The 21,281-nt window shown below is 37.1% G+C and carries 20 protein-coding genes; 1 reads left to right on the forward strand and 19 read right to left on the reverse strand.

Annotated elements, in window-relative coordinates:
- Window positions 1-23: 23 nt before the first annotated feature.
- The 10 genes from ACGG81_RS10225 to ACGG81_RS10270 all read right to left on the reverse strand — a co-directional run bounded on the left by ACGG81_RS10225 (window position 24) and on the right by ACGG81_RS10270 (window position 8,746).
- Window positions 24-626, reverse strand: a complete 603-nt coding sequence (locus ACGG81_RS10225) for a TasA family protein (protein ID WP_379694704.1) — start codon at window positions 624-626, stop codon at window positions 24-26.
- Between the two features lie 31 nt (window positions 627-657).
- Window positions 658-855, reverse strand: a complete 198-nt coding sequence (locus tag ACGG81_RS10230; RefSeq protein WP_156557099.1) for a helix-turn-helix domain-containing protein — start codon at window positions 853-855, stop codon at window positions 658-660.
- A 334-nt stretch (window positions 856-1,189) separates the two neighbouring features.
- On the reverse strand, window positions 1,190-3,619 hold the full coding sequence (locus ACGG81_RS10235) for a leucine-rich repeat protein (RefSeq protein WP_390108178.1): 2,430 nt from the start codon (window positions 3,617-3,619) through the stop codon (window positions 1,190-1,192).
- Entirely contained in the window at window positions 3,609-3,791 is a 183-nt protein-coding gene (locus ACGG81_RS10240) for a MerR family transcriptional regulator (RefSeq protein WP_270457647.1), read from the reverse strand. The genes ACGG81_RS10235 and ACGG81_RS10240 overlap by 11 nt, the downstream gene beginning before the upstream one ends.
- A gap of 202 nt (window positions 3,792-3,993) precedes the next feature.
- Window positions 3,994-5,133 carry a DUF262 domain-containing protein gene (locus tag ACGG81_RS10245; protein WP_390108180.1) on the reverse strand — a complete coding sequence of 380 codons (1,140 nt, stop codon included), beginning with the start codon at window positions 5,131-5,133 and terminating at the stop codon, window positions 3,994-3,996.
- Window positions 5,134-5,389: 256 nt separating this feature from the next.
- The gene (locus tag ACGG81_RS10250; protein ID WP_270457639.1) at window positions 5,390-5,782 is read right to left on the reverse strand and encodes a hypothetical protein; all 393 of its coding nucleotides are present in this window, start codon (window positions 5,780-5,782) and stop codon (window positions 5,390-5,392) included.
- 18 nt (window positions 5,783-5,800) lie between these two features.
- A complete protein-coding gene (locus ACGG81_RS10255; RefSeq protein ID WP_390108183.1) occupies window positions 5,801-6,202 on the reverse strand; it encodes a DUF1492 domain-containing protein in 402 nt (133 codons plus the stop codon).
- 314 nt (window positions 6,203-6,516) lie between these two features.
- Window positions 6,517-7,341, reverse strand: a complete 825-nt coding sequence (locus ACGG81_RS10260; protein ID WP_390108185.1) for a hypothetical protein — start codon at window positions 7,339-7,341, stop codon at window positions 6,517-6,519.
- 392 nt (window positions 7,342-7,733) lie between these two features.
- Window positions 7,734-8,027, reverse strand: coding sequence for a hypothetical protein (locus tag ACGG81_RS10265; protein WP_390108188.1), 294 nt, complete (start codon window positions 8,025-8,027; stop codon window positions 7,734-7,736).
- 128 nt (window positions 8,028-8,155) lie between these two features.
- Complete coding sequence (locus ACGG81_RS10270) at window positions 8,156-8,746, reverse strand: hypothetical protein (RefSeq protein WP_390108191.1); 591 nt, start codon at window positions 8,744-8,746, stop codon at window positions 8,156-8,158.
- A gap of 136 nt (window positions 8,747-8,882) precedes the next feature.
- Between ACGG81_RS10270 and ACGG81_RS10275 the strand changes: the two genes are divergently transcribed.
- Window positions 8,883-9,104, forward strand: a complete 222-nt coding sequence (locus ACGG81_RS10275; protein WP_156556193.1) for a helix-turn-helix transcriptional regulator — start codon at window positions 8,883-8,885, stop codon at window positions 9,102-9,104.
- Window positions 9,105-9,465: 361 nt separating this feature from the next.
- Here ACGG81_RS10275 and ACGG81_RS10280 read toward each other — a convergent pair whose 3' ends face one another.
- From ACGG81_RS10280 to ACGG81_RS10320, 9 genes are all read right to left on the reverse strand, one after another.
- Window positions 9,466-13,761 carry a hypothetical protein gene (locus tag ACGG81_RS10280; protein WP_390108194.1) on the reverse strand — a complete coding sequence of 1,432 codons (4,296 nt, stop codon included), beginning with the start codon at window positions 13,759-13,761 and terminating at the stop codon, window positions 9,466-9,468.
- Window positions 13,751-15,217, reverse strand: coding sequence for an LPXTG cell wall anchor domain-containing protein (locus ACGG81_RS10285; protein WP_390108196.1), 1,467 nt, complete (start codon window positions 15,215-15,217; stop codon window positions 13,751-13,753). Before ACGG81_RS10285 ends, ACGG81_RS10280 begins: the two co-directional genes overlap by 11 nt.
- 162 nt (window positions 15,218-15,379) lie before the next feature.
- On the reverse strand, window positions 15,380-15,574 hold the full coding sequence (locus ACGG81_RS10290; protein WP_009262419.1) for a MerR family transcriptional regulator: 195 nt from the start codon (window positions 15,572-15,574) through the stop codon (window positions 15,380-15,382).
- Window positions 15,575-16,466: 892 nt separating this feature from the next.
- The gene (locus ACGG81_RS10295; protein ID WP_025489609.1) at window positions 16,467-17,657 is read right to left on the reverse strand and encodes a site-specific integrase; all 1,191 of its coding nucleotides are present in this window, start codon (window positions 17,655-17,657) and stop codon (window positions 16,467-16,469) included.
- Between the two features lie 77 nt (window positions 17,658-17,734).
- The gene (locus tag ACGG81_RS10300; protein ID WP_002347229.1) at window positions 17,735-17,938 is read right to left on the reverse strand and encodes an excisionase; all 204 of its coding nucleotides are present in this window, start codon (window positions 17,936-17,938) and stop codon (window positions 17,735-17,737) included.
- 314 nt (window positions 17,939-18,252) lie between these two features.
- Window positions 18,253-18,486, reverse strand: coding sequence for a helix-turn-helix domain-containing protein (locus tag ACGG81_RS10305; protein ID WP_003431885.1), 234 nt, complete (start codon window positions 18,484-18,486; stop codon window positions 18,253-18,255).
- Complete coding sequence (locus ACGG81_RS10310; RefSeq protein WP_003431889.1) at window positions 18,471-18,911, reverse strand: RNA polymerase sigma factor; 441 nt, start codon at window positions 18,909-18,911, stop codon at window positions 18,471-18,473. Before ACGG81_RS10310 ends, ACGG81_RS10305 begins: the two co-directional genes overlap by 16 nt.
- A 274-nt stretch (window positions 18,912-19,185) precedes the next feature.
- Window positions 19,186-19,821, reverse strand: a complete 636-nt coding sequence (locus tag ACGG81_RS10315; RefSeq protein WP_003431891.1) for an ABC transporter ATP-binding protein — start codon at window positions 19,819-19,821, stop codon at window positions 19,186-19,188.
- Between the two features lie 13 nt (window positions 19,822-19,834).
- On the reverse strand, window positions 19,835-21,280 hold the full coding sequence (locus ACGG81_RS10320) for an ABC transporter permease (protein ID WP_077710200.1): 1,446 nt from the start codon (window positions 21,278-21,280) through the stop codon (window positions 19,835-19,837).
- Between the last annotated feature and the right edge of the window lies 1 nt (window position 21,281).

A 21,281-nucleotide genomic window follows, 5' to 3' on the forward strand; every position in this document is an offset into this window, starting at 1 on the left:
ATCAATAAGTTATATTGAGAAATTTAGTTTTTCTCAACAATGTTTACCCATTCACTGCCCAATCCGCTAGTGTTTCTGTGCTGTTTAGCAAAGACTTCAATTTTGACATCAGAGGTAACACCCTGCCAACTGTTCTTTGCATCTTCATCCATAGCAAACTTGTAATCGTATTTGTGAGTAGTCTTTGTAGAACCATCTAAAGTCTCATCTTTCTCTACACTGCCTGCCAGTGCTACATCATCGATTGTATAAGTGATAGTCTGTTTGTCCTTACTTAATACTCCATTTAACTCCTGACCTTCTGGTGTTGTGATTTTAAATTCATGGTCACCTTCATTGAAAGCCTGTGGTGCTTTTACTGTCATAACAGCCTTAATATCCATAGACTTTTCACCAGTGTTATTTACAGTAAATGTCAATGGATTGGAATCACCTGGGTTGATGACTGTTAATCCATTAGTCAAATCTGTAGTAGCATCTGCAATTTCCATCTTTAATGTACCTGCTTTTGCACTCAAATCTTTGGAGTCATAATCAGTAAAATAAGCCAATGTTCCACCTAAAATTCCAACTGTTGCTAAGGCTGCTGCTCCTGCTGTTACTACCTGGCTTCTCTTTAATCTCATAATCTTCGCCCTCCTAATGGCATAAAATAAATTATTTGTTCTCATTGCGATTAGGAAATACTCCCTCTTCGCATTTTCTCCTCAGTTCCTCTACATCTTCTTCTCGAAACTTGAGGTATCCCGTTGGTGTCTTCATAGCAATGGGAATGTAGCCCTTCAATGCCCACTCTCGCATCGTATTAGTGCTAATTTCCAAACTTCTTGCTGCTTGAATCGTCGACATCATCATCTTGTATTCCTCCTTTCTTAGTTTTGCTGTCTGCTAATTCAAGACGAATCATCTGAATCAAGCAGAGGAACTATAGTTCCAATACCACTAATTAAAAGTGATATACTAATTTAGATATAACTTACAGCTACAGAAATCACCTCTTTTTCAGTTACAGAACTTACCATAAGGGGCAGTCGGGGCAGAAACTGCCACTGCCTTTAAAAGAAAAAAAAATACCCCCGTGAGAGGAGCGAAGCTCCGTTAGAACTACCAGTCCTTAGAGCTTCTACCATACTTCTCATGGAGGATTTTTTAATACTTTATTCTTTTGTAGGTGGTAAGATGGTGAACCTTATATAATACCGTCATACCCTATCAGCTTATCAAGCCTTTCAAGCAGATTATCTGGTATCTCCACATAACCCCATGTATCTGGTGCAGTTCCTACTGGATATTCACACACATATACCTTTCCAGTACTGTCTTTACACAATTCTCCTGCTTCTGGTATATGACCGCCACTCCATGTACCAGTTACAGAGTCATACACACAAAAGTTTTTCTTATTCTTAATACAGATTACTCTACCAAAACCATCCGTATTGACATTTACAATATCTCCACCTTGTACTGCCTGTAAATTTGAAAGTCTTGGCTCATTTGGAAATCTTCTGTTCACCAGTTTAAATTCTTCTGGCAAGAACACGATATCCCCATTATTTTTACAGTACAATCCTACTGACAGTGCCTCGCTACCCTTATTCTTCATATCTTCCAGTAATTCTTCCCAGATACCTACTGCATCTATTTTTAGAGTCAGTAAAGCACCATAAGGACTTTCCTCTGTTTTATCCGTTACTGGGTTTGTTACAAAGGTGTCTGTGCTACTTATCGTAGCTGATAACCCCCATAAGTTTAGTAACCCATCAGCACTGACTTCTACCTCTGGGGTTGGGGTTGATAAGTACCCATCTACTGGCTTTAGCTTTACAGTAAAACTGCCTATCGTATTATTGATACCCTTTCTCAGTTCAAAAGTCTCCTCTTTGATACTGTCACTCACATCATAAGCCAGACGATATTTCTCGTTGGGGTCTGCCTGTGTTGTGTCTAAAATAACCTGCTCCTCAATACCATTTTTGCCAAATACACTAGGAACATATTGGTATATTGGACTGCTACCAAATATCTCTTGTAATTTCAGATAACTCTTATCTAAAGTTAATATCAAGGATTTATTTGAACTAGATACCCCAGTAAGAGTGCCACTGGCATCATACTTATACTGGTCTCCTGCTACCCTTCCAACTTCTCCGCTAGTACCAGACGTACTGTAATGCAATGTATACTCATTACTCAATGGTTTACCTACCTGGTCTGCAACATACATATCACAATAAACCCTGCCCTGGTATGAAGTAGTGACTGCCTTCTGCGTATAGTTAATGCTATTACCCTCATACGCATAGTGAAAGGTCACTACGATATCAGTTCCATTGACTGTACCCTCTACTGTTTTATCTGATACTAGAGTGTGACCTCTCTTCGATAGAATGTCCTCATTCGCCGAAAAGGTAAAATGACTTCCATTAACTACCAGTGGAGAACAGTACCTATCAAGGTCTGGAACGTAAATGTTTCTTTCTATGACCTTCTCACTTGAATAACTGTGAATGATATCTTTTACAGTAATCTTGTATAAATCCTTCTGCTCAATTCCATCCATGAATTTCTCGGGCGAAGCTGGGACTTCTTGGATACCCCCATTAACAGAGTCTTTCGCCACAAATACCAGATACTCATACTTATCACAATAATAATAAGGCTGACTGTACAAATACCCATGTATCTCTACACGTTCTGGTGGATTTACTATCCAGTTAAAACTTAGCTTCAACTCTCTTGAACCAATATCAACACAGGTCAGCATGGTACAGTCTGTGATAGCACCTCTATTAAATTCAGTACAACTCTCTGGTAAAATCAGTTTCTTCATAGTACTGTTATTTAAGAAAGCCTTAGTGCCTATCTTCTTGACACCATCTGGTACAATAACGACCTCATCGTTTCCCCAATATCTTACTAAAGTTCCGTTAGAGTCAATAGTAAATTTCTCCTCTTCTGGCTGTTCTAACGGACTGAATGTTAAGTTAGCAAACTTATCACAGTATAATGGCACTTCGCTGTATGGATACCCAGTCACCTTTAAATTATTAGTTCCTAAGACACAAGTACTGCTCGTTCCAAAAGTAATATTCTTGCTGTTAATGACTACTTCTTTGAGGTTCTGACAGTTGCTGATAGCACTGTTAGCAATATTAGTGCATAACTCATTGATTATGATTTTCTCTATTGACACGTTGTTTTCAAATGCTCTACTGCTAATCTTGGTAACATTATCTGGTACTATAACTACGCTGTCAGTGCCTGTATATTTTGTTAGGACACCATTAGAGTCTATTTCAAAGGGCGAGGTACTGGCGACCTCCTCTAAAGATATCTCTGGTAACTGTGGCACTATATCTGGTACTTCTGGCTGTGGAATGTTTGGAATGGAGTCTTCAAGACTTGGTGTTTCAGACTGAGCTTCTTCAATCATAGGTTCTGTCTGAACTTTCTCCTGCTCTTGTGTTGTATCTGTTTCCCCTTGTGTGTCAGCGTGGTTAGATGTGCCAACCTCATTAGGTACTATCAGATTAACTTCTGCTGCTAGGGAAGTAACTGGTATTGAAATAGCCAGACTCGCCGATGCTAACATAGTGATTACTCTCCTATACTTCATGTTGGTTTCTCCTTTCATAATAAGTTTTCTCAAAGGCATCTACATCCTCATCTGTAAAAATACGTCTTCCTGTAGGAGTCACAGTACAGGCAAGCCAGCCTCGATTGACATAATCTCTCACTGTATTCTCCGATACCCTCAAGCGTTTAGCTACATCTCCTGTCTTTAACATCAATCAGCACCTCCTTTCCTGTGTTTTGTTATAGTAATATATAGAAAACTTACTGATTAGAAGTGCAGTCTGAAGTTAGGGGAGAAACTGAAGAAAGCCCCTACCATACAAAAGTATGGTAAAGGCTATCTATACTAATTGATACTTCTCAGCGTTTCATATACTCAATCCATTAGATATTTCTCGTGATACTCTTTATTCTCTATTTCTTTTCCTCCTTCGTGGCTTTTGGGTTGGAAGAAGCCTTCAGCGGTTTTGTCTTATCCGCTTGTGGCGGTCTTACCCCCTGTGTCCCCTTTGTAGTGACAGGTTCTTTCATAGAAATAGACTTCTTATCCCTTAATTTGAAGTACATCTCCATACTTTCCTGCATAGCTTTCAGTCTACCTTCTGTCTTAGTACGTTTGATATTTCCTGCACCTGTATTCTCCTCATACTCAAATGGTACATGTTCAGCAAAATACAGGACAAATTCTCTAAACTCTTCTGGTGTAATACCCTTCTCCAAAGCAATATCAGCCATGATGAATACCATAACAGCATTGGTTTTCTTCAAGAACTTAGTTTGCTGTGGGAAAGCATCTTTTAAAAAGGTTACTATCTTACTGATCAACTCTCTTTTCTCCTTTGGATAGTTGCCCCTTATTTCCTTGCAGTACTTCGTTACCTCTCTCATGGAAATTGCTTTATAATCATAATTGTAATGTCTTGCGTCTAACAATAGCATTGACTGTAACAGTATCTCTAATTCACTTTCTCTTCTTGCCTGGGCAAGTGTCATCGGTACAGAATTTTGAAAAAATGGGGAGCATGTTATTTCTCTAGTCCAAGTAGCAAGTTCAGTACCCATTTCAGTTCTTGCTTTCTGTATCAATGTTAATGGTGAAGAATTATTCAGACGGGCGAAAGCCTCTTCAATCTCATCGTCAGTCGCATCTTCCAGTAAGTAAATAGTAAAACGATATCCCAATATGAGGTCTTTTATCTCTTCTGATAACTCCTTAAATTCCTTCCCTGCTAATTCTATTGTTTTACCATCAACGACTACATCTGGTGTACTGGAATGAAGTTTGTAATCACCGTTAATATACTCAAACAAAGAAGTACATCTTTGTTTTCCATCCAGTGCCTGATGAATTACACTATCATCTTTCCCTTTATACTTGATAAAATATAAAGGTGGTACTGGAAAGTCCGCCAATAAAGAATGAACTAATAAGGACTTTTGAAGTGGACTCCACTGCCCTGCTGCTCTCTGTATTGGCAAATCAAATCTTAAAGTTTTACTTATATACCATTTCTGCAAAGTTCTTAATCCTTCTGGTAAATTTGATTTCTGCATAGATAATCCTCCTATTTGTTGTTGTTTTTTAGGTCTCTTATCTATCGCTCTGAATAGGGAATAAGTCAAGCTATTCTTTTATGTTTATCTATAGTCACCAAATACAATAGTGATTTTTTATCTATTGTGCTTGGGTTCTTGATGGGCTGAAGCCCAACTAACCCCCTATCATGGAATAATGAAGAATACCATATCTCAGACATAGAAAAAAGACTGCCAAATACCTACTCTGTAAATGACAGCCTCTTCTGATACCCTATTGAGATATATTGACTCTGATTAGTTCAAACTCCTCTTTGGACAACTTCTCTACTTTCATCAATGCACCTATATTTCTCAAAGTTTCAGTTATGTACTCCAGTATTGTATCGCTTTCTTTATACTGAATATCCTTCTCAATGGAAACTACTATTTCAACTGGAAGATTGGTTAAAATCAGTACCTGCAAACGACTCACATGGTTCTTCAATAGTAAAGTAGCTACTTTAATGTCTCTTTCCAGAGCAATCAAATCTTCTTGAACACACCATTTATAATACTCATCCAAAACTGGTTTATTCTTATTTTGTTCATATACTTCTTGACGTCTTCTCTCTTTTTCTTCCATATTTAATCTGCTTTGTTCTCGTTCAGCCTTACTAATCTTCATTTGCAATCACCTCTAATTCTAAAATTCATCTCTTATATATCCTTTACCTAAATATGCTCTCCTTTTAGCTACCCAGTCTTTATATGTTTCTTTTTCCACTCCATACTCATTGAACAGCTCTTCGTACTGCATATACAAATCTTTCATGTGCTGACTGTCACCAATAGCCTTTCCAGAAATCACCCTATAATATGTAGATTGAGAAATACTCAACTGGTCTAAAATATCTTGCATTTTTAGTCCATTGATTAACAGACAAATAATGCGTACTGTAGACCTGTTCATATTATTTATTCTAGTATCTATCGCCTCAGTTGTGGTTCTGCCCTTCTTTATAAAAGCCAGTTCTTCTTTCAGACTTGCATTTTCAGCCTCCAATTTTTCAATCTGTCCTTTTAACATAGTAATTTCATCTACCATAAATACACACCCTCCATTTTTTCTTATATTTCTTGCAATTATTTTTGTATCTGGGACTGAAGAGATAAATACCCCCAGACCCTTCAAATATCTTAATAAGCTGTCAAACAATGAATACGTCTGTTGATACCAGCATGAGATACTAACTGTACCCTACCACTGTTAGTCTTAAGGTTATATTTCACTTTCTTGTTCTGTCTGTTCTTTCTATTCTTCATATCTACTACCTCCAATTTATTTTATCTTTGGGAATGTATAGTACATCCCCAAAGGAATTTACATTTTATAAAATACAACTTGTATTACAATCTCATTTATGATGCAGCACTGTATGAAATTGATGAAAAGTGTTCTAACAAAATCTGGTTATATGCACTTGCCAATTCAGCACTCATATCTTTAAAGAAGTATCTTTCAAGCAATATAGCCATTCCAAAACGATAATCATTCTTACCCTCATAAGCATAATCACCAGATACATTTTTTGAACTTGCCCTATTTTTTGAATTTTGTTTATTTGTTACTGCACGAAGATTGTGACTTCTATTATCAAAACGATTACAATTTATATGGTCTGCCTGTACACCGTTGACAACACCTTGTATGTCTAAAACTAATCTGGCTACTTTCACTTTACTTTTAATCTTAACAATCGGCATAGGATTTTCGCAAACTCGTGTGTTATCATGTCTGTCATTCAATGTTAAATTTTCATCTTTAAAGTATTTAGCATAATCTTCATAATCAAGTAATGTTGGTATTCCAACTCCTTCGTTGTTATATGCAACAGCAACAACTGTAGACTCATTGTCTGGATACATAAAATAATCTGTATAACAATTTTTGTATCTTGTACTCCTAGTTTTTACTTGACCTATATTATAAGCACCACGTCTTAATAATGCTTCAGAGATTGTTTCACCATCCTTTAATCCAAGCATGAATAACTTTGGGTCATAAAAATCGTAGTCTCCGTTGTAACCCAGAAGTTTTTGTAAGCTTATATCTTTTTGTGCAATATTTCGTAAAACTACCTCTTTACTAAATGCCTCTTTTCCTACTGCTATCTGTGTTTCCATAATGTTCTCCTCCTTAACTGCCACAGCCTCGATGCTTTCTTTTGATACTAAATTTTTCATAATTATTACCTCCATTTGTATTATTTTCTTATATAATTAGTAACATCTCTAAGTTTTACACTCAGAGTTTTCACACAGAAAAAGTGTGAATTTTTTTTATTTCCTATAATAGTCCTAGCTCGAAGTAAGACAAATCACCTTACAAATGTGATAAAAATACTCGCTTTGACAGTTCTTACAGCAGTACATAATATGTTCTTTATGGGCTTTGGCGAGCCTCTCACCCCTATCTTTATAAAGCCTGTTTTTAGGCATAAAAAAGCTACCCAACTGAACAGCGGATAGCCTTTTATCAATACCTATTTTTCATATTGGAAAAAATTATATGGAATTACTCAGGCACAAAAAAAAAGAGGATACATACAAAAGTACATACCCTCTTACAAAATAAATTACAGTTTTAAAGTCCAACGATACTTAACCGCTGGCTCATGTACCTGTTGATTATAGTAACTCCTAAAATAGTCTGCAGTCTCGTTAGATTTAACTTTATCTGAGGTAAACGGTGGGATAATGATTGTGTCCATAACTCCATCTGCATGTAGCTGTTTTTCATACTCTTTTGCTCTTTCATAAGTCTCGACAGTACACATTAAGGAATAATCATTTGGTTCTCTACTCTCAATAACCGCAAGCACATACTCCTCATCTTCATTCGCCATATCTACAAGTTCATGTAATTCCATATACACAGCACCTCCATATATAGTGTTTTTCATAGGTTCTGTATAGCTTAACTCCATCTCTTTTTGAATACAATAGGCTCTTAAAAAAAACTTTTGTATCTCACCAAAAATTTTACATACCCCCAATCCTATTTTGTTTCTGGTGCAAAAAATACCAAATATTCCAGTGTCTTATCCTGCTCTTTCATAGTTCCAGATACCTTATGAACTGCATAATCTCCAACGAAAAATTGTACCCTATCATCTTCCAAAGGAATGATTTCCTTTGTAGCAAGGTCAATGAAACTCATATCGTAAGTATTATTCTCTAAAATACTGTTGGCACACTCTTCGCACATAACACTACTCATTTCCGCTGCATCTGGTCTGCTGTCCTTTTTCAGTCTGAATGTAACATCGGTTATCTTTCGTGTATTATTCCTATCTATCTCTACTATTGTTTTATTTTCTCCGTTTGTATTGATTGTACTACTAGAGCCAGAATCATCATCTTCTGATAATAATGGATAAATCTCAAGACGATTGAAATTTAGCACACCAATACCTTCGTTATAAAGTGAAAATAAACTTCTATCCTCATTCCCACACATGAAGCACTCTTCCTTCTTTTGATATCTTATGTTTTTATCGAGTGTCTTACCATGTGAAACAGAGATACACCCCATCAATAAACTGCATGAACACGTTAGAGCTATAATACCCAAATGTATCTTCTTCAAAACTTTTCCCTCCTCATAAGCATAGTGTTTATAGACATTATACTGTTTTAACCCTAGTTATTCAAATAGTAAATCTTCTGTATAGTTTTATAGTGTCTGTAGACATTATAATCATATTATAGAAAGGGAAAAATATTTGATACGTTTAAAAATCAGAGAACTACTTGACCAAAAAGGAAAAACTAAATACTGGTTGCATAACCAAATAAATATGGACTATAATAATCTTTCTCGTTTAATGAACAATGAAACTGATAAAATACGTTTTGAAAACATAGAAAAGTTATGCAATATCTTAGACTGTACACCCAATGATTTATTTGAAATCATACCAGATGATAAAGACTTATCACAATAAAGCCTTTCCTAAATGACTTTAGGAGAGGTTTTATTTTTTATGCAGGATAAACGAATCCCCTTCTACCAGTGGGAAATTTTTTATGGTGTCTGAAATAAATGTGATTGTTTACAGAGCATGATAGAATATATTGGATTTTCTTTTTTTGTCTGAACCTGATTTTTTTATATATCATTGTATTTTTCTGAAATGTAAAGACGTTCCATAAGGTATTGGCTGATTAGGTTTCTTTCCAATAAAAGCCTGTTCTGTACAAGAAAATAAAAAAGATAAAAATACAGGTCATAACTGCTTTTATGAAAAAAAAAAACAGGCAGTAAAATGATATTGTCATCTCACTGCCTGTTCTTGAATACCCCTATTACCTTAACATTTCGCTCGTTGTAGCACTAGGTATCTTAAAATCTGCCCCATCAATATGCAGGTTATTGATAAGAACAGAGCCTCCTTTGAAGTAATTCTCACTCGTATCTACCATACCCTTATCTGGTGCATATCTTTCATGCTCAGATAAATACAAATTCGTGGTTTTCTCCCTATCATTTTTAAGGTATACAGTTAAATACCATTTACCCTCGTTGCTGTTATATTTTCCCTGCTGTGCAGTAGTTCTGTTATCTCTACCTGCTGTACTATCTGGTGCAATGTTATAATCTAACTTATCTGTCAGAATGATGTTCTTAAACTCTACTGACTGGCTTTCGTATCTTCTAATAAGGAATACCTTTACCTCTTCGTCATACCAGTTATCTTCTGTATTTTCAGACCTAACTGCGTGTGCTCCGTTGTCTTCAGTATTTACGTTCTGAGATTTATTTAACTCGTCTTTGATGTCCTCAATGCCCTTCAAAATTGTTTGGTACATATTAGACTCTTCAAAGAGTTTCACTGCTTCTTGCTCAGAGCACTGATAATCTGAAGCAATCTGCTTCAGTAATGCCTGATATCCTATTCCAGAAGTATCTATCTCACCACGTCTAATATAGATTGGATACTGACTTGTTTCAGTATGTTTGGACTGTTCATCTTTAGATACTAAACTTGCCATCGAAACATTAAAGTTGTTAAATTCTTTCGTATCCTTTTTGCCTTCCACTTTCAGAGTGATATCGGCATATAAGTTTTTCTTAACAGAAGTAGCCCATTCTACATACTGTTCAAACAACTCATCAGATGAAGAGCTATTCCCCCATGTAGTGTAAGGATCTCTATTTTCTAGGCTTGTATCATTTACTACTGAAGTATAAGGGATAACAGTATCTTCAGATAGTTTAAATCCATTCTTATCCTTATCATAGTTTACCATATCTAATGCGTAGCCATACATTCTAAGCTGTGGTTTTACTTCCTTTACATTCAATGTGATATCAGAACCGCCATAAATAACTGGCATGTTTTTATCACGACTACCACCTCTATTTTGGAGCCTTTTTGCGTTAGAACCTGTAGCCATTGTTTCAGAATACACATTACCACTAACTAACTCTCTCTTATCAGAAACATCCAATCTCATAAGATACATTGATTTAGGCTGTACCCTTCTGATTTCTTCTGCCATAGTTAGAACTGTTCTTGGTATAATACTTCCTCCTCCAAGTGTATCCATACCATTTGTAAAATAGGCTCTCATCCTAACCTCTGGATAGAATGATAACGGCTCACACTCAGCGTTTGCACCAACAGCTAAACGATACTGCTGTTCTTCTGGAAGTGTATCGTTGAAACCTTCGTTATTCAAACGTTTACCTGTTTCCAGTGTGCCATACTCTTTATCACCAGAGTACAGTGTCTTGCCTACTTCCATAACCGCTGTACTATATTTGTAAATGGTTTCTTTCACATCTATGTCCAACTGATATATTGGAAAGCCTTTGTATGACAATGGTCTTGCACCGCTACCAGTAAGGACTTGGTATGTATCCTGCACATCAACATCACCATCTTCTGTCTGTTTAATTCCCTTATGAACCAAAACAGATACACTACTCGGTTGTTTACCACCTTCAGACCATAAAGAACTGAATGAAAAACTGTCCTTTATTTCTGATGTATAAATTGCTTTGGAGTCTCTTACAGGTGTAACATCACCCTTTGTTGCAGGTATAATACCATAGGTATTTTTATGTACTCCTGTTAAAATATTGCGTTCTTGCTCCGGTAAAGAGTTCATACTCAATGCAGATATTGTTCTCTTATCTCCATGTAAACCTCTTGATAAGTTGAAAGCGTAAGTATATCTCTTCTGTGCATCAATAGAAATATCACTAACACCTTTATCGATAGCATCTCTGGTGTAAGACTCACCAAGAAGTTTGTTATAATAAACCAACTTCTCCGTTTTACTATTTCTATCAGCATCAACCGTAATACCTTTCTGATATTCCGTTGACTTCAAGTTATAAGAACTATTACCCCTATATATTTTGTGTACTTCATCACTGAAAGCACACTCTCTATCTACTACATTTTTAGGATTGATAACATTTTCACCGCTATTGGTAAGAATACCCTGTACTGGGGATAATATATCATCTTCTATTTTATTCAGCTGATAGTCCTCTAAATGAATTTCTGTTGATACATTGATTTTCTCTGGTACATCTATTTCAAGTACAAATACACTGTATCCATCTCCATTTTTACTTCCAACACCTACTGTAGCATTTCTCGTTGTACTCTTCAAAGTTGTGTTTTCCTTTGAAAGCAACTGTTCAACTTGGTTCTGATATGCTTCAATACCAAACATATCTCCATCAGTAATACTTTGTGCCAATTTGTTCCAAAATACTTCTCCAGTGTTTCCATCGGAAAGTTTATATGTTTTATTGGCATCACTGTTTGCTACCATAGCTAAATAGTATCTTGAGCTATCTACCTTGAAAGTTCCTTCTTCAGCTAATGTGTGTTCCACACTATCATGGTTTCCTATGGAAATCTTTCCATTTAAGTTTTCATCATAGGAAAGTTTGGCATAACTGATGTATGATTTTACTGGCTTCGTTTTCACTAAATACTGAACTGATACACCTAATTTCTGCTCCTCACCAGATAAAGCGATTTCTCCTTTACCTGCTGTTAATCCGTCAGCACTCTCTAACTCAGCACTAGATACCTGACTCTTATTGTTAGCCAATGCAGTCAAGTTGTACTGTAAGTTTATGGGTTCTGCCTGCTCCTTTGTCCGCATGTTTTGTATCAGTTTATCTGATACTTTACCAGACAGTGCAGACTGTGCAAGGAAGTGAGCAGTATCTTGTGGGGTTCTGTACTTGTAAACTGGTTTATGATTACTTCCTGCGTTAAAGTTACCAGAACTTACACTGGTTATTTGTGCTTCTGTGTCACCTTCAAGCTGTTTACGCAAGGTATCAAGAGTTTGCTCTGTCATCTTACCACTACCATTGACTAAAAATGCACCATAGGCACTGATTGTATAGCCCTTTTGGTAATCATCTGTAATGTTCGTGACCTTTTCTGGAACGCTGTTGGCGTTCTGGCTACCCCCTATGAAGCCTTTGGCTTCTGAAGTACCATTTACCAAATTTTCATCTACTATCATATCTCCCTGCTTCTGCGATACAACTGAAGCTCTTGAGTCCATAGCATAGCTACCATTATCCTTTTGGGTTGCTCTTACTGTGAAACTGGTAGCTGATTTCGTGTTACCCTGCCAACTAAGACCAAGCACACCAAAACCATAACGATAATTAGTTCCTTGATATTTTCTAGCTAATATCTCCGCCAGACCACCACTCTTATTATCAATCGGCTTATTATTGATATCGTGCATAGTATAATACTGTGCTAACTCCGTTAGACCTACTGTACCATTGGAGTCACCATAAGGTACTTGCCTGTCAGAATAGTGGTTTCCAGTCACATCATAGATGGTCTTGAATACATAATTCAGACCTTTTTCCACAATTTCATTTGCCGTTGGGAACGAAAGATAGCCCCCTCCTTCAAAGCCTATTATCGGAGTGATTACCAACACTCCAGTTTTTGAAGTAAATTCTTCTTTTGTAATACCACAGGAAACCCCTTTACTTGACAATACAGAAGTAAATCTGTCATAGAACTCAGCTCTCTTCGTAGCGTCATAAAGCATACCCTCTGGATTATACACATCTGAGAAGTTTTTATTGATGTACTCAGCAAAAGCTTCAAATCTGAAATGAGCATGTACGTCTGGACTCTGCTGTCCAGATAATGCACCATCATCTACCATGTTTCTTAGAGTGCTGTCTAGGCTGTTAGCATCTACTTCCAGTAGAGCTGCAGCTTCTTGTGTTGATACATTGGCATTACTTACTGTTACCAGTTTTCCGTTATCAACGATAAATTCTTGGGCATCATTTACCAAATCATTTCTATTAGCAGAAGTACTGTAAATGCCATCTCCATTCTTTAAAACTACAACACCAGCACCTCCTCGTGTGTAACCTGCATAATTACCACGATTGATATCTCCTTCAGTGAGCATATCAGCTCGTCTTGCAAGGGAGAACTTCACACCATAAGTAGCATAAGTGCCATTGCCCGTAACTGCACCATCATTGATACCGCCAGAGCTACTTCCGCCTGTCCATTCCGCTCTCACTGTTTGTCCTAACAGCAACATCAATACTAAAGCCAATAACGGTTTCTTAATCTTCATTGTGGCACCTTCTTTCCTTAAATTGTGCAGACAGGGCAAGAATTTTATCTTTACAAGATAAAAATAACCCCCCTACGATAAGCAATATACCTGATAAGGTTATTGCTACCCAGCTTACTCCTCCCGTCTGTGGTAAAAAGGTAGTGCCTCCAGTACCATACATACTCATGTTAATGTCCTCTGCTTTATCAACAAAACCAGTTACTTCGATTGTTTTTGATACTTCCACACCAGAACTTGTAGTAGCTGTAATCTTATACTTCCCATTATGACTGACTGAGAATGTATACTCCTTACATGGTGTCTGACTTGACTCTCCATTTAACATCAACACACTGTCAATACTGCTATAAACTGTTATTGGAAAATTCGTGCCTGTTAGAATACCATTAGGTAACTCACTGTAAGAAATATCTGGTTTTACATCGGATATCTCTTCTTGCTTAGGACTCGATAACTCATTTATTTTGAAGTCTGAAGTAATGGTTCTTATATTGGTACGCATACTCAATGTAAAAGTTCCATTCATACTAATCGGAAATACTCTTGTTACTCCTTTTACAGTGTTACCAGTGTCTATATATTTCTTTAAGGCTTCCTCTGAACTAAGTACAATACTTCCCTTAGAGTCCTTTATATCAAAGTTCATAAGATATTCTCCGCCTAACTGTTCTGGATATTTACTAAAATCATAACTTACAGACACATTAGCCTGGGTCTTATCATCAGACAATGAAGAACTGATACTGATACTTGGTGTCTCAAGAAACGTACCATCATAAAGTGCATCGGCGACTTCTGTTGAATTGACATCCATGTTACCTAAATACTCTCCTTGTGAAGTAAATACTAAAACTGTAGTTGGTGCTTCAGTTCTTAGTGGAAAGGATATTAAATCTTTACAAGAAGCTTTCTGAATCTCGCCGGTGTGCTTTTTAATGTACTCGGACAGGGATTTGATATCTGACAAACTATCGTTTGTTCTTATGTACCCCCATGTGTACTTTCCGTTATCAGAATACTCACCAAAAGAAATACTAGATACTTTATCTGCTGTCTTAGTAATACTTGGTGTTATAAAGCCTTCCTCTCCTTTAGTGCTATCTACATACCCTATAAAAATAAGGTCTTCATTCAATAAATATCTTCCAGAAGATACTTCCTCTTTAAATGGATTTTTTATCTTCTGCCTAAGAACATCTAAGTTCTCATTCACTTTAATATTGAAAGATACTTGCTCCTCTGGCTTGTTTGTTTCCTCTTCATTAGGAACAGCTTCTGTTGAAGTGATACTGGACCGCTCATCTTTAATGTTATCCATGTTCTCAGATGCCCCTTCATTGGAATGCTCCTTTAGAGTTTCCTCTGACTGCTCCGCTGCTAATACTATCTGTGACGAATAAAGACTACTTGATACAGATAGTGCTAACAGCATACATACGATTGTTCTCTTCATGCTTAACCTCCTTATGTAATTTTCAAAGTTCCTTACGGGGAAAAACTGCATACCCCCTTTTTCTAACGCAAGGTGATACAACTATACGTTCTACTCCTTACCTTGCACAAAAGAATACAATGACGTATAGGTTTGTTTAATTCTCTTGGATACTTGCTATGTTTACTCTTCCACATAACCATCGCCTCCCTCTGTGCTGTCAAGATATTTCTGATATGCTCTATTGACATCTTCTTCTTCAAATACACGAACTCCGCTAGGTAGGCGTCTGCATTTCAATTTTCCTTTACCTACCCAGTTTCTTATAGTTGTATCACTCACTCCAAAGAGTCTTGCTACATCAGATACTTGATACATAATTTCTTCCTCCTTACCTATACCCTTTCCTCAGACTGTTAGAATTTACTCATTAAACCTGCTATCTCCGTTTTCAAATATCATCTGCAAGTTGGAAATTCGCCCGACTGCGGAAAGGCTATTTAGTTTGTACAGTTACTATATAATTATCTCTTCTAAGTAGTTGACAACATTGACATTGTTTATAGTCTTGACATCAATGTGCCATCACTTTGCAGACTTTCATAATTCAAAAGAGTCTACTCATGATGCGTTGAGTAGACTCTTTGACTGATAGGAGTAAAATAGTCATCTGGGTTTGTTAAATATATTTGAAGAGTTGTAACTGTACATCTTACTTTATTTGTGTATCAGCTTGATGTCTTTCATATTTATAGAGGTCTTTGAGGTAAACTATGAAGAAGGACTTATCTTACATCAACACTACTCCTATCAATCGTAAAAAGTACAGCAAAAACAACTCACCAGTGATAAATAGCATCACTGGCAATCTTCATTTGAAAAAATCTCGTTTTAATTTACATCTCACTTTTATCTCGATTTCATTAAAAAATCCTTCCACAGTATCTCTCAAAATAAATTCAGTTTTCTCCACAGTAAAATCCTCGAAAACCCTTGATTTTGCTACATTCTTCGGCATTTTTCTTTCAAAAATTGCCACAGAAAAATATACGATTTTTTAATAAAAAGCTACACTTCAATTCCATTTTTTAACAAAAAAACTTACTAAATTTCTGATTATCTTTTCATAAGTTGGTAAATGCCGATATATCCCGTATTTTAGGGCTTTATCGGTATTTTCTTTTCGGAAGATACCTTGCATAAGCTGGCATTTACCAGCATGAAAATGCAACCAAAAGTAGTAAATGAGTAGTAAATATAAGCTCCGATATTAACAAGCCAGCCTTTCCAGTTCTGCTTTTGCAGATTGAAATGTGCCGTGTGCATAATAGCCAAGTGTCATGGTTATGTTAGCGTGTCCCATGAGATATTGCAGAGTGTTTGGGTTCATTCCTCTGTTTGCCATATTCGTACAATAAGTATGTCTGAATGAATGTGGCGTGATGTTCGGTAACTTGTCCGTGTGATACTTGTTATACTTCTTAATCAGTCCTCGCACCATGCCCTCATAGTTTCCTGCAACTTTAGGCAAGCCCTCACGATTTAGGAATAGGAAATTGCTGTAACCACCTACAATCAGCGGTTGTGCCTTTCCTCTGTTCTTTAGTATTCTTTGGATTGCTTGATAAGCCCGTTCTGTCAATGGAAGTTCCCGTTTTCCGTTTTTGGTCTTTGGTGTTTCAATATAGTAGCCCATTTCGCTATCTTTCAATAACTGGTGGTCTATATTGAGTATTCTGTTCTGCATATCAATATGCGTCGTCAGTCCGCAAAATTCAGAAATACGAAGTCCCGTTTCCAGCAGAAGCACAACCTCATCATAATACTTACTGTAAATCTTGTCCTTTTCCATAAAGGCAAGCAGGTGTTCTTCCTGCTCTGGTGTAAGGATAACTTTCTGTTCGGTATCATCTTCCAGAACATCACTTAACTTAAATTCAAATGGGTTCTTTCTGATACAGTCGTCTTGTATTGCCATGTAAAATGACGCTTTCAAGGAACGTTTATAGTTATCAATCGTTTTATAGGCATATCCTTTTTCGCTCATTCTGATAGCCCATTCTTTAGCGTCCGACTGCTTAACCGTATCAATCGCCCTCATACCTAATGGGTCATTTTTCAAAGCGTTCATAAGATACTGTCGTCCTTTTTCAGTAGCCCTTTTGATGTTCTTTCTTTGACTGTTCTTCTTGTCGTAGAGCTGGCAGACTGTCATTTTACCGCCGACTGTGTCGATACCGTCGTTAAGGTCTTTTTTTATCTGTGCTTCTTTTTCCCTCAACGATATATCATCACGCTTTCCAGCAGGTGTCTTGTCTGTCGGTACAAGTTTCCAAGAATAGATAAATTGTGGCTTTCCGTATATATCGGTATATTTATAAACGTATCTTCCGTCTTTTCGCTGGCTCTCTCCATTACGCAAATTGCGATTTTTACTGTCTTTTCGTTTCACATTAGACATAGTGTAAAGCTCCTTTCCGTCATGGAATGAGCCGTGATACGCTACTAATATTATACCATATCTACGGCTCAATGACATTAGATTTCGTCCAATGTATCTATGATTTTTTCAAATTGTTTTCGCTTAATCTGAATACGATTACCGTTCACGATAACCCAGCCAGCGTCAAGATTTTCTTCGGCTAATTTACGCAATTTCTTTTCGCCAATACGGAAGTATTTAGACGCTTCTTCAATCGTCAGCGTATATTTTTCCCAGATAGGCACATCAGTATTGTTCATAATCTATGCACCCCCTTTACTGTGTGTCATTTTTTTACAAGCAGACAAACGGCTTTGGAAAGCTCCGTTAGTATCTCAACTATTCCCATTCTTGTGGGCAGAACCGCACCATGCGGACGTATCATTATTCTGTGAGGATAGGTCGTGGCAAAACGACTATTCCAACAGTCGCTCTCGGATCACTGCGTGGGTCGCTCGCTTTCTTTTGGAAAGGTCATGGCGTACAGTCCCCGTGGCTTGCTATCTCACAAACGTATCTGTCTGCTTTATTCAGTTGTCAAAGACCAGACGGGCATAATCAATCCCAATATGAATTAGAAGCGTTTAATATCAAAGTTTAAGATTTTACGAATAATCGCTTCTTTGATAAAACCTTTCATTTCCAAATCTACCGCAAGACGTAAGTTGTTGTTATCGTCGTAAAACGGACGCATACAGCACTGATTGATATATGGGTCATAAAATTCCAAGATTTTTGAAATTGCTGTTTCGTCGCCGTCGCAGGCTTTGGAAATAACCGTGAAAGTCGGTGTCAGCTCTTTTGGCATTTTTCTTTTTCCTCCTCAATCAGTTGCTTTAACTTGTCTAGTGCTTGTATTCTGCACTTCGTTACATTCGCTCTGGAACAGTCAAGCATTTTCCCAATGTAAGTGTCCGTGTCGCCAATGAAAAAATACTGTAAAACGATATTACGCTTTCGTTCTTCAATAGCTTTCAATGCACGAGCCAGTTGTTCATCTTCGATTGATACTTTTTCTCCACAGACTTCAAATACCGCAACATAATCCGTAGAATATGTATCTTCTGTACCTATGGAATTTAAGAGGTCGTCCATAATTTCGGCGAATGGCATTTCTTTTTTCTCTGAACGACGTATCGCTCGATAGAAGTCAATCGCTCTATGACGTATAACTGTTTTAATAGCACAATCGAATTGATGACAGGTTTTTTCTTGTAGTTCTGACGGTTTCATTTTCCTCACCTCCTTTCGCTAGTCGAAAAGAGGTGTCTGCCCCTTTTCATATATACCGCGTTGAAAGTGGGGGACAGCGTAACCAAAATCGAAAAAACTTTAAAAAATTTTTTTCTGGCATGAAAAAAGCCCGCACAAAACATATAGTCTGTACGAGCTTTTAAAACTGTGCTATATTCAGTTGTTATAAAAATGCCGTTAGGTTCAAACTGATTGCGTCGAGGTATATCTAAAATATTCCATAATGACAACTCCTTTACGGCACTATTCTAATTTAATCAGACAGAAAAGAAATTGCACCGTTTTTAATTTCTAAGATTTCGTCGGCTTCTTCTGCCAAATGCTTACTGTGTGTAACCACAACAACACATTTTCCTAATTCATGTGCAGTCTTTTTCAGCAAAGCAATGATTTCATCAGCGGTAGTTTCGTCAAGATTTCCCGTCGGTTCGTCTGCCAAAAGTACATGAGCGTCGCTGGCTAATGCTCTTGCAATCGCTACACGCTGTTGCTGTCCGCCAGATAGTTGCAATACATTTCTCTGCCAGTATTCTTTTCCAATGCCGACTTCTTCCAATAATTTTTCAGCATTTCCACTACCACCTAATTTGACATTTTCAACCGTTGTCAAATAATCAATCAGATTATAATTTTGAAATACCAATGAGATATTATGCTTTCTGTGGTAATTCAGCCCTTTTTTTGTAATGTCCTCGCCATTGCAAAGGACAGTCCCTTTTACCGCTGTGTCTAAGCCTGCTAACAACGATAAGAGTGTTGTTTTTCCTGCACCACTCGGACCGACAATAGTATAAAAAATACCCTCCTCGAAAGTAGCAGATACATTATTCAAAATGGTTTTATCTTTTTTTGTTTTGTAAGCATAGCTTACATTCTTTACTTCTAACATTTTCGTCGTCCTCCTAACTCATTTCCGATAAAATATCTTTCGGGTTTCTCTTTAGTATTACAATTCCAGATACCAGAACAGAAGCCGTTATCAACACAAGAACACTTGCTCCGTCCAACAGATACATTTCTGGCGTAACCTCTACGCTGATATTCTGCACGTCCTGCTTTGGTGCAACATATTCTGTGGATACTTTTCCCTCGTTATTTTTTTCTTCTTCCTGCATTTGCTGAACCTGCTGTGATACCAGATAATTTGCAGTTACTTTGGAAACGGCAGGAGCGACAGCAAAGGATAGCATAAGGGAAAGAACAGCAATCATAATCGCTTCACTCCAAATCTGCCCGATAATTCTGAATTTCGGAACACCGAGAGATAAGAAAATGCCGACTTCCTGCACTCGATTTTTCAGCCAGAACAGAAATACTAAAACAAGGATAACAAAACTTGCAACAGAGATTACCAATATCATCATTTCGCTTACTTTTGCTAAATCATTGAAGTTTGAGGACATGGTTTCGGAATTTCCGTTATTGTCAATCAAATCATATTGCTCCCAGTTGATGTCTACTTTTTGCAGATTTTCTTTTACTTCGTCGTAAGCTTCCACATCTTCTACTTTGAAATAGGCTCTTTCATATAATGGACTTGTTTCACCCTCTGCCTTTTCTGGAAATCTCAAATCTGTAAATATTACATTTTCCGAACGGTAAGTATCTCCCTGCATAAGTGGGGACATCTTTTGATCCACTTGATAAATTCCAACAATCTCAGCTTCTGATACCTTTGAATTTTCAGTATCGTGGTAATCATTAAAAGAAATCTTATCGCCGATTTTCAGATTATTTTGATTTGCAAGTTCCTCTGAAATGACACACATATCTTTATCCTCTGGGGTTATCATTCGCCCCTCTTTGATATGCAGGTTTCCAGATAAAACATTTCTGTCAAGTTTCATATCTTTGTTTCCAATTAAGCTTACACCTCCCTCATCTACACTTTGGTCTACATCTTTATCTTCAATTCTTTTGAAATTTACAGGGTTTACAGGAGTTGTTGCTGTTGTAATATTGTAATCAGCAATTCCTTTTGTTTTTGCCAGTTTCTCAATGTCTTTTATATCTAAGCTTTCAAATTCATTTGTTGTCCAGCCTGACCAAGTCTCCACACCATTGATAATCTCTTTTTCCTGATGGTAGCCACCAAAACTACCTTCCTTATCATTACCAATCTTTTCTGAGTATTCACGAACTCGTTTTGTTCGGTACTCTGCATTTCTTTCTAAAAGAAAGCCTGCACCTATGGCTTGTCTGGTTTTGTCCTGCACCTCAATACTGGCATTTTTGCTCGCCACACCTGCAAGAAGCAGGGTACTGATTGCAAAAACAATCAACAATAAGAGAATACTTTTTATGGGCTTTCTGAACACAGAACGCCTTGCCAATCCAAAAAAATTCATG

The sequence above is a fragment of the Faecalimonas umbilicata genome (assembly GCF_042846195.1).
GTDB classification, from domain to species: Bacteria; Bacillota; Clostridia; order Lachnospirales; family Lachnospiraceae; genus Faecalimonas; species Faecalimonas umbilicata.

Bases quoted from the DNA above. Each gene is read 5' to 3' on its own strand.
- ACGG81_RS10300 (WP_002347229.1), bottom strand. From the start codon at position 17,938: ATGAACAATACTGATGTGCCTATCTGGGAAAAATATACGCTGACGATT.
- ACGG81_RS10290 (WP_009262419.1), bottom strand. From the start codon at position 15,574: ATGTATCAAGTATCTGATGTAGCAAGACTCTTTGGAGTGAGTGATACA.
- ACGG81_RS10285 (WP_390108196.1), bottom strand. From the start codon at position 15,217: ATGAAGAGAACAATCGTATGTATGCTGTTAGCACTATCTGTATCAAGT.
- ACGG81_RS10305 (WP_003431885.1), bottom strand. From the start codon at position 18,486: ATGCCAAAAGAGCTGACACCGACTTTCACGGTTATTTCCAAAGCCTGC.
- ACGG81_RS10315 (WP_003431891.1), bottom strand. From the start codon at position 19,821: ATGTTAGAAGTAAAGAATGTAAGCTATGCTTACAAAACAAAAAAAGAT.
- ACGG81_RS10235 (WP_390108178.1), bottom strand. From the start codon at position 3,619: ATGAAGTATAGGAGAGTAATCACTATGTTAGCATCGGCGAGTCTGGCT.
- ACGG81_RS10310 (WP_003431889.1), bottom strand. From the start codon at position 18,911: ATGAAACCGTCAGAACTACAAGAAAAAACCTGTCATCAATTCGATTGT.
- ACGG81_RS10320 (WP_077710200.1), bottom strand. From the start codon at position 21,280: ATGAATTTTTTTGGATTGGCAAGGCGTTCTGTGTTCAGAAAGCCCATA.
- ACGG81_RS10295 (WP_025489609.1), bottom strand. From the start codon at position 17,657: ATGTCTAATGTGAAACGAAAAGACAGTAAAAATCGCAATTTGCGTAAT.
- ACGG81_RS10260 (WP_390108185.1), bottom strand. From the start codon at position 7,341: ATGAAAAATTTAGTATCAAAAGAAAGCATCGAGGCTGTGGCAGTTAAG.
- ACGG81_RS10245 (WP_390108180.1), bottom strand. From the start codon at position 5,133: ATGCAGAAATCAAATTTACCAGAAGGATTAAGAACTTTGCAGAAATGG.
- ACGG81_RS10255 (WP_390108183.1), bottom strand. From the start codon at position 6,202: ATGGTAGATGAAATTACTATGTTAAAAGGACAGATTGAAAAATTGGAG.
- ACGG81_RS10240 (WP_270457647.1), bottom strand. From the start codon at position 3,791: ATGTTAAAGACAGGAGATGTAGCTAAACGCTTGAGGGTATCGGAGAAT.
- ACGG81_RS10250 (WP_270457639.1), bottom strand. From the start codon at position 5,782: ATGAAGATTAGTAAGGCTGAACGAGAACAAAGCAGATTAAATATGGAA.
- ACGG81_RS10265 (WP_390108188.1), bottom strand. From the start codon at position 8,027: ATGGAATTACATGAACTTGTAGATATGGCGAATGAAGATGAGGAGTAT.
- ACGG81_RS10230 (WP_156557099.1), bottom strand. From the start codon at position 855: ATGATGATGTCGACGATTCAAGCAGCAAGAAGTTTGGAAATTAGCACT.
- ACGG81_RS10225 (WP_379694704.1), bottom strand. From the start codon at position 626: ATGAGATTAAAGAGAAGCCAGGTAGTAACAGCAGGAGCAGCAGCCTTA.
- ACGG81_RS10280 (WP_390108194.1), bottom strand. From the start codon at position 13,761: ATGAAGATTAAGAAACCGTTATTGGCTTTAGTATTGATGTTGCTGTTA.